Source organism: Bradyrhizobium sp. SHOUNA76, from assembly GCF_023006445.1.
Lineage (GTDB): Bacteria > Pseudomonadota > Alphaproteobacteria > Rhizobiales > Xanthobacteraceae > Bradyrhizobium.
Genome location: NZ_JALBHA010000347.1, coordinates 1 through 7,136 on the forward strand (window position 1 = coordinate 1; position 7,136 = coordinate 7,136).

8 protein-coding genes are annotated in these 7,136 nt (G+C 65.1%); 6 read left to right on the forward strand and 2 right to left on the reverse strand.

Annotated elements, in window-relative coordinates:
• The 6 genes from MOV74_RS26910 to MOV74_RS26935 form a co-directional block, all read left to right on the forward strand.
• Positions 1 to 304: SDR family oxidoreductase (locus tag MOV74_RS26910; RefSeq protein ID WP_246929513.1), on the forward strand; the 304-nt coding region annotated here is incomplete at its 5' end.
• Entirely contained in the window at positions 301 to 1,428 is a 1,128-nt protein-coding gene (locus MOV74_RS26915) for a muconate cycloisomerase family protein (protein WP_246929515.1), read from the forward strand. The genes MOV74_RS26910 and MOV74_RS26915, both read left to right, overlap by 4 nt.
• Before the next feature lie 245 nt (positions 1,429 to 1,673).
• Complete coding sequence (locus tag MOV74_RS26920; protein WP_246929516.1) at positions 1,674 to 2,093, forward strand: HIT domain-containing protein; 420 nt, start codon at positions 1,674 to 1,676, stop codon at positions 2,091 to 2,093.
• A 10-nt stretch (positions 2,094 to 2,103) separates the two neighbouring features.
• Positions 2,104 to 3,042, forward strand: coding sequence for an NAD(+) diphosphatase (gene nudC / locus MOV74_RS26925; RefSeq protein ID WP_246929517.1), 939 nt, complete (start codon positions 2,104 to 2,106; stop codon positions 3,040 to 3,042).
• Positions 3,043 to 3,048: 6 nt separating this feature from the next.
• A complete protein-coding gene (locus MOV74_RS26930; RefSeq protein WP_246929520.1) occupies positions 3,049 to 3,972 on the forward strand; it encodes a sugar kinase in 924 nt (307 codons plus the stop codon).
• A gap of 97 nt (positions 3,973 to 4,069) precedes the next feature.
• Positions 4,070 to 4,579: an Lrp/AsnC family transcriptional regulator gene (locus tag MOV74_RS26935; protein ID WP_246929522.1), complete on the forward strand. Its 510-nt coding sequence runs from the start codon at positions 4,070 to 4,072 to the stop codon at positions 4,577 to 4,579.
• A 157-nt stretch (positions 4,580 to 4,736) separates the two neighbouring features.
• Here the strand turns inward: MOV74_RS26935 and MOV74_RS26940 are convergent, their stop codons facing one another.
• Together MOV74_RS26940 and MOV74_RS26945 are read right to left on the reverse strand one after the other, a co-directional pair.
• Positions 4,737 to 6,236: a phosphomannomutase/phosphoglucomutase gene (locus MOV74_RS26940; RefSeq protein WP_246929523.1), complete on the reverse strand. Its 1,500-nt coding sequence runs from the start codon at positions 6,234 to 6,236 to the stop codon at positions 4,737 to 4,739.
• Positions 6,237 to 6,429: 193 nt separating this feature from the next.
• On the reverse strand, positions 6,430 to 6,942 hold the full coding sequence (locus MOV74_RS26945) for a TIGR02281 family clan AA aspartic protease (RefSeq protein ID WP_246929525.1): 513 nt from the start codon (positions 6,940 to 6,942) through the stop codon (positions 6,430 to 6,432).
• Between the last annotated feature and the right edge of the window lie 194 nt (positions 6,943 to 7,136).

Here is a 7,136-nt window from a genome sequence, read left to right on the forward strand (position 1 = left end):
ATTCGCGCCCTTCGCGGCGACGGCCGCGAGCCGCTCCGCACTGGAAGCGCTGGTTCGCCTCACCGCGATCGAGCTCGCGGGCGAGGGCATGACCGTCAACGCGGTCGCGCCGGGCCTCATTGTCAAGGACAAGCCGAGCGAAAGCCGGCTGTCACCCGAGCAGATCGCTGCGACCGAGGCGTTGATCCCGATGCGCCGCCGCGGGCGGCCAGAAGAAGTGGCCGAGATCATCGCTTTCCTGGCATCGCCCAAAGCATCCTACGTCACCGGCCAGGTCTGGCACGTTAATGGAGGCCTGACATGACCGAAGCAACGATCGAACGTCTCAGGCTGTTCCTGATCGAAAGCCCGATCAAGATGGCGCGTCTGCAGGGCGTCGGCAACGTCAAGGGCACGGTCAAGCGCGTGCTGGTCGAGCTCACCGCGAGCGACGGCCTGATCGGTTGGGGCGAGGCCGCACCGTGGGAGGTGTTCACGGGAACGCCGGAAGCGGCCTTCTCCGCGCTCGACATCTATCTGCGCCCCATCGTGCTCGGCAAACCGGTGCGCCGCATCCGCGCGCTGATGACCGAGCTCGACCGCGTGCTGGTCGGCCATGCCGAAGCGAAAGTCGCGATCGAGATGGCGCTGCTCGACATCGTCGGCAAATCGTCGGGGCTATCGGTCGCCGACCTCCTCGGCGGCCGCGTGCGCGACACCATCCCCCTTTCCTTCTCGATCGCCGACCCGGATTTCGCCGCCGATCTCGAACGCATGCGGAAGATGGTTCCGGACGGCAACGTCATCTACAAGGTCAAGACCGGCGTGAAGCCGCATCGCGAGGACCTCGACCACCTCGAAGCGATTCGCAAGGAATTCGGCGACAAGGTCGACCTCCGCGTCGACTACAATCAGGCGCTCGCGCCGTTCGGCGCCATCAAGATCCTGCGCGACGTCGAAGAGTTCGCGCCGACCTTCATCGAGCAGCCAGTACCGCGCAAGTTTCTCGACGTGATGGCGCAGCTCACCGCGGCGCTGGAAACGCCCGTGCTGGCCGACGAAAGCTGCTTCGACCGCCGCGACATGATGGAGGTGGTGCGCCGCGAGGCCGCCAATGCCGTCTCAATCAAGCTCATGAAGGCCGGTGGCCTGTTCGAGGCGCAGGCGATCATGGCGATCGCCGACATCGCCGGCCTGCCCGGCTATGGCGGCACGCTGTGGGAGGGCGGCATTGGCCTTGCGGCCGGCACGCAGCTGATCGCGGCGACGCCGGGCATCTCGCTCGGGTGCGAGTTCTACATGCCGCATCATGTGCTGACCGAGGATGTGCTGGAAGAGCGCGTCGCCAACCGCGGCGGCCATGTCGTGGTGCCCGACGGGCCCGGCCTCGGCATTCGCGTCAGCGAAGCCTCGATCCGCGCCAATGCGCGGGTGTTGGCGGAGGCATAGTTTTCCGTCATTCCGGGGCGCGCGCAGCGCGAGCCCGGAATCCATAACCGCAGGGTCGAGTTTGGCGAGGATTCGGAGCCGCCAGCTCGCGCCATAGCTATTCCCTGTGGTTATGGGTCCCCGCCTTCGCGGGGACGACGATCGCGTATGCATAAGCAGCGGAGCCCGAACCTTCCCCTTGCTAACTCCCTATCGTATGGTCGGACCAAACAAGCCCGCCCCCATCGGCCCCCTTGGAAACACCTATGCCCGAACCCGCCTGGTCGCTGCATTCCCGCCTGAAAGACGACACCATCGACATCGGCGATTTGCCGCTGTCGAAAGTGCTGGTCATCAAGGATGCGCATTATCCCTGGCTGCTGCTGGTGCCGCGGCGCCCCGACGCGGTTGAGATCATCGATCTCGACGAGGTGCAGCAGGCGCAGCTGATGACGGAGATCTCCCGCGTCTCGCGCGCGCTGAAGGAGATCACCAAATGCGACAAGCTCAATGTCGCCGCGCTCGGAAACCTTGTGCCGCAGCTTCACGTTCACATCATTGCGCGCCGCACCAGTGACGCCGCCTGGCCGCGGCCGGTCTGGGGCGTGATGCAGCCATTGGCGCATGACGCCGCAGAGGTTCAGAATTTCATCAGCGCGCTTCGCCGCAAGATCTGGTTGGGTTGAAAGAACGATAATGTCAGCATTCGACGCATTTCCGCTGGGACAGCCGGCCTTCGTCACCAACATCCTCGACCGCGCTGCGCATCTGCGCCGCGACGACGAGAAGCTGTTCGCGATGGAGCAGAAGCCGACCTCGCGCGCCTATGTCGTCCACCGCGACTCGCTCCTGGTCAGGCGCGAGGGCGACAAGACGCGCGCGCTGCTCTCGATCGACGAGGCGCTGAAGTGCGGCGCCAATCCAGGCACGATCTTCCTCGGCCTGCGCGACGGCGCCGCGATGTTCGGCATGGGCCTGTCGCAGGCTGCCGCCGAGAAGCTGGTGGGACGCGAGGACTACACACTGACCGAGCTGCGCGGCATGGCGATGCAAGGCGCGATTCCCCCCGAGGAGCTCTCGGCGATCGCGATGGCGAAGTCGATGGTGAGCTGGCACCAGCGCCACGGCTATTGCGCCAATTGCGGCGCGCGCAGCGCGATGAAGGAAGGCGGCTGGAAGCGCGAGTGCCCGAGTTGCAAGGTCGAGCATTTTCCGCGAACTGACCCTGTCGTGATCATGCACGTTGCCTCCGACGACAAGTGCCTGCTCGGCCGCCAGAAGCAGTTTCCGCCGGGCATGTATTCCTGCCTCGCCGGCTTCGTCGAGGCTGCCGAGACCATCGAGGACGCGGTGCGCCGCGAGATCCTGGAAGAATCCGGCATTCGCTGCACCGACGTGCAATATTACATGACCCAGCCTTGGCCCTATCCGTCGTCGCTGATGATCGGCTGCAGCGCGCGGGCCGTCAGCGAGGACATCGTCGTCGATCGCATGGAGCTGGAAGACGCGCGCTGGTTCACGCGCGAGGAGGCCGCCTTGATGCTGACACGGACGCATCCGGACGGGCTCGCCGGCCCGCATCCCTTCGCCATCGCCCATCACCTGCTCGGCCGCTGGGTGCACGACAAGAGCTGACCGCCGATGGCGCTACTTGCGGCCGCGCCGCGCATCCTCTGCATCGGCATTCCCGTGCGCGACCTGACCTTTCGGGTCGAGGCCGTGCCCGTACGCGGCAGTAAAGCCAACGCAACGCATCTCGCCGAGATTTGCGGCGGCAACGCGCTCAACGCCGCCATCGCGATCGCCCGACTTGGCGGCCGCGTCGCCTTCGCAGGACCGATGGGCGATGCTGGCGAGACGTCGAGCGGCTTCATCCTCGAACGCATGACCGCCGAAGGCATCGAGACCAGCCGTATCGTGCGCATGCCCGGTGTGAGCACGCCCGTCTCGGCGATCATCATCGACGCGACGGGTGAGCGGACGCTGACCATTTATCGCGATCCTGTTCTCTGGACGGTCAAGCTGGGCGATGCCGACAAGCTGCTCGACGATTGTCAGGCCGTCCTCGTCGAGAGCCGCTGCGCGGCGTTCGCGATCTCCCTGTGCACCGAAGCAGGCCGGCGCGGCATTCCCGTCATCGTCGGCGTCGACCGCGCGATGTCGTTGCAGGACGGCCTGCTCACCGCCGCCTCGCATCTGCTGTTCGCCAGCGAGCAGGTGCAGGAGACCGCTGGCATCACCGACGACGGCGAGGCCTTGAGGCGCCTCGCCAAGCTGACGCCCGCCTTCCTCGCTGCGACCCGCGGTCCGCGCGGCACGATCTGGCTGAACGAGGCGGGCGAGCTGGAGGAGACGCCGGTCTTCCCGGTCCAGGCGGTCGATACGCTTGGCGCCGGCGACGTCTTCCATGGCGCCTGCACGCTTGGCCTCGCCGAGGGTAAGGGGGTGCGGGAGGCGCTGCGATTCGCCGCGGCTGCCGCAGCGCTGAAATGCACCCGCCATGGCGGGGGCCAAGCCGCCCCACAACGCATTGAAGTTGAAGGGCTTTTGCGCGGCGCGCCGTAGAGCGATTCCACTCTCGCGCCGAGATTATGGGCTTGCTGTGGAAAGATTTTCTCTATATCAGGGAAATCAGCCCCTGAAATGGAACAAAGTTCTTCAAATGACCGATGCCGCTGTCCAGATCCCCGAGACCAGCCGCCGCCTCGATGCCATCGACCGCAAGATTCTGATGGTGCTCCAGGAAGATGCCTCGCTGTCCGTCGCCGAGATCGGCGACCGCGTCGGCCTGTCCTCGACCCCCTGCTGGAAGCGCATCCAGCGGCTGGAAGCCGACGGCGTGATCATCAAGCGGGTCGCCCTCGTCGACCAGAACAAGATCGGGCTCGGCATCTCCGTGTTCGTGTCGGTCGAAAGCTCGGACCATTCCGACGCCTGGCTGAAGAAGTTCGCCGAAGCCGTCAGCGCCATGCCCGAGGTGATGGAGTTCTATCGCATGGCCGGCGACGTCGATTACATGCTGCGCGTCGTGGTCGCAGACATGCAGGCCTATGACGTGTTCTACAAGAAGCTGATCAGCGCCGTGCCGCTGAAGAACGTCACCTCGCGCTTCGCGATGGAGAAGATCAAGTCGGTCACCGCGCTGCCGATCCCGGCGGTGGTGGCGGCTTAGTTTTTACTTACTACTGGCGCGGCTTCATCGGTGGTCGTCATGGCCGGGCTTGTCCCGGCCATCCACGCGCATCTGCACAGAGAGAAGAACGTGGATGCCCGGGACAAGCCCGGGCATGACGGCGGAAGTTCTGGCTCGAGGCGTCTCGCCTCTCATATCAAATCTTCTGATTGTACTCGCCGACTTCGGGATGCGTGCGCAGCACGCTGTTCACCATCTCGAACATGTCGTGCATGCGCTGCTCGGAGACCGGGCTCTCGACCACGACCACGAGCTCGGGCTTGTTGGAGGAGGCGCGCACCAGGCCCCAGCTGCCGTCCTCGACCGTGACGCGCACGCCGTTGACGGTGACGAGATCGCGGATTGCCTGGCCGCCGATCTTGGCGCCCTTGGCCTGCAAGCCTTCGAAGTGCTTCACCACTTGGTCGATGACGCCGTATTTGGTCTCGTCGGCGCAGTGCGGCGACATGGTCGGCGACGACCAGGTCTTCGGCAGCGCGTTCTTCAGGTCCGCCATCGACTTGCCCGGCGCGCGGTCGAGCATGTCGCAGATCGCGAGCGCCGAGACCAGGCCGTCGTCATAACCGCGGCCATACGGCTTGTTGAAGAAGAAGTGGCCCGACTTCTCGAAGCCCGCCAGCGCACCGGTCTCGTTGGTGCGGCGCTTCATGTAGGAATGGCCGGTCTTCCAATAGGCAACCTTCGCGCCCTGCTTCTGCAGCACCGGATCGGTGACGAACAGGCCGGTCGACTTCACGTCGACGATGAATTGCGCATCCTTGTGGATCGCCGACATGTCGCGCGCCAGCATCACGCCGACCTTGTCGGCGAAGATTTCCTCGCCGGTGTTGTCGACCACGCCGCAGCGGTCACCGTCACCGTCGAAGCCGAGGCCGACATCGGCCTTGTGATGCAGCACCGCGTCGCGGATCGCGTGCAGCATCTCCATGTCTTCCGGATTCGGATTGTATTTCGGGAAGGTGTGGTCGAGCTCGGTGTCCAGCGGGATCACCTCGCAGCCGATCGCTTCCAGCACCTGCGGCGCGAACGCGCCGGCGGTGCCGTTGCCGCAGGCGGCGACGACCTTGAGCTTGCGCGTCAGCTTCGGACGGCTGGTGAGATCGGCGATATAGCGCGCCGGGTAGTTCTCGTGGAATTGGTAGGAGCCGCCGGCCTTGTTCTTGAAATCGGCGCCCAGCACGATCTCCTTCAACCGCGTCATCTCGTCGGGGCCGAAGGTCAGCGGACGGTTGGCGCCCATCTTCACGCCGGTCCAGCCATTGTCGTTGTGCGAGGCCGTGACCATGGCGACGCAGGGCACGTCGAGATCGAACTGCGCGAAATAGGCCATCGGCGTCACCGCAAGCCCGATGTCGTGCACCTTGCAGCCCGCCGCCATCAGGCCGGAGATCAGCGCATATTTGATCGAAGCCGAATAGCCGCGGAAATCGTGGCCCGTGACGATCTCCTGCTTGACGCCGAGCTCGGCGATCAGTGCGCCCAGCCCCATGCCGAGCGCCTGCACACCCATCAGGTTGATTTCCTTCTGGAACAACCAGCGCGCGTCGTACTCGCGAAAGCCCGTGGGTTTCACCATCGGCTCGGATTCGAAGGCGTAGGTGTTGGGCAGCAATACGGATTTCGGCTTCGGGAACATTGCGACGGTCTCGTGAAAAGGGGGCAGGATTTGCTGCAGCCTTAGCGAATGCCGGGCCGCAACGAAAGGCGGGAATGAAGGCTTATGGCCGTTAATTGCGGCAGTTTGGTAACGAAGAAACGTTACCGCGAGGGCGGTCGACGCAAAGAAATCTCTTTTGAAAGGGACGGCGCCTGATCGCGGAAGGCTCCGCCTACTGCTCCAGCACCATCTGGCCGTTGGCGTATTCGAAGCGCTTGAGGCGGGACAGGAAGGAGAGGCCGAGCAGGTTCTCCGACAGCGCCGCATCGGGCAGCACCATGGCATCGACGTCGCGCACAATGAGGCCGCCGACATCGAGCATCGCGATGCGGGTGCGGGCGGCCTTGATGGTGCCGTTGGCGGTGGAGACGGTGGCGTTGTACTCGCCGCGCGAGGGACGGAGGCCAAAGCGGGCGGCCGAGGTCTCATTCAGCGCAACCACGGAGGCGCCGGTGTCGACCATGAAGCCGATGCGCTGGCCGTCGATCCTGCCCTCGGTCTGGAAGTGACCGCGGCCGTCGCGGGAAATGGCGAGGCTGCGGCCGCCGGTCGGTGCTGCGGCCGCGAGGGCAACCGTCGTACGCGGCGCCGAGGTTGCGGAAGCGGAGCTCATCTTGTCCGCCATCTGCGCCATGAAGGTGCCGAGGCCGATCATGATGGCCGCGATGATCATAATGTTACGCATTACACCACTTCCGAGCCGAAAGCTCGATTTCACCACGCGACACGCCGGGCCGCGAGCGCCCCCGCGGCCGGAGCACTGCTATTTTGACGAAAAGGATGAGCGGAGGGTTAATGCGACCGCGCAGACCCCCTCACCGCGCGTCATGCCCGGGCTTGACGCCGTGGGCAGTCACGTCCCGCGCGGCTTCGCGCGTC

What these genes read in the sequence shown, in the direction of transcription:
- MOV74_RS26920 (WP_246929516.1), top strand. Translation starts at nt 1,674, where the DNA reads ATGCCCGAACCCGCCTGGTCGCTGCATTCCCGCCTGAAAGACGACACC.
- nudC (WP_246929517.1), top strand. Translation starts at nt 2,104, where the DNA reads ATGTCAGCATTCGACGCATTTCCGCTGGGACAGCCGGCCTTCGTCACC.
- MOV74_RS26930 (WP_246929520.1), top strand. Translation starts at nt 3,049, where the DNA reads ATGGCGCTACTTGCGGCCGCGCCGCGCATCCTCTGCATCGGCATTCCC.
- MOV74_RS26935 (WP_246929522.1), top strand. Translation starts at nt 4,070, where the DNA reads ATGACCGATGCCGCTGTCCAGATCCCCGAGACCAGCCGCCGCCTCGAT.
- MOV74_RS26940 (WP_246929523.1), bottom strand. Translation starts at nt 6,236, where the DNA reads ATGTTCCCGAAGCCGAAATCCGTATTGCTGCCCAACACCTACGCCTTC.
- MOV74_RS26945 (WP_246929525.1), bottom strand. Translation starts at nt 6,942, where the DNA reads ATGCGTAACATTATGATCATCGCGGCCATCATGATCGGCCTCGGCACC.
- MOV74_RS26915 (WP_246929515.1), top strand. Translation starts at nt 301, where the DNA reads ATGACCGAAGCAACGATCGAACGTCTCAGGCTGTTCCTGATCGAAAGC.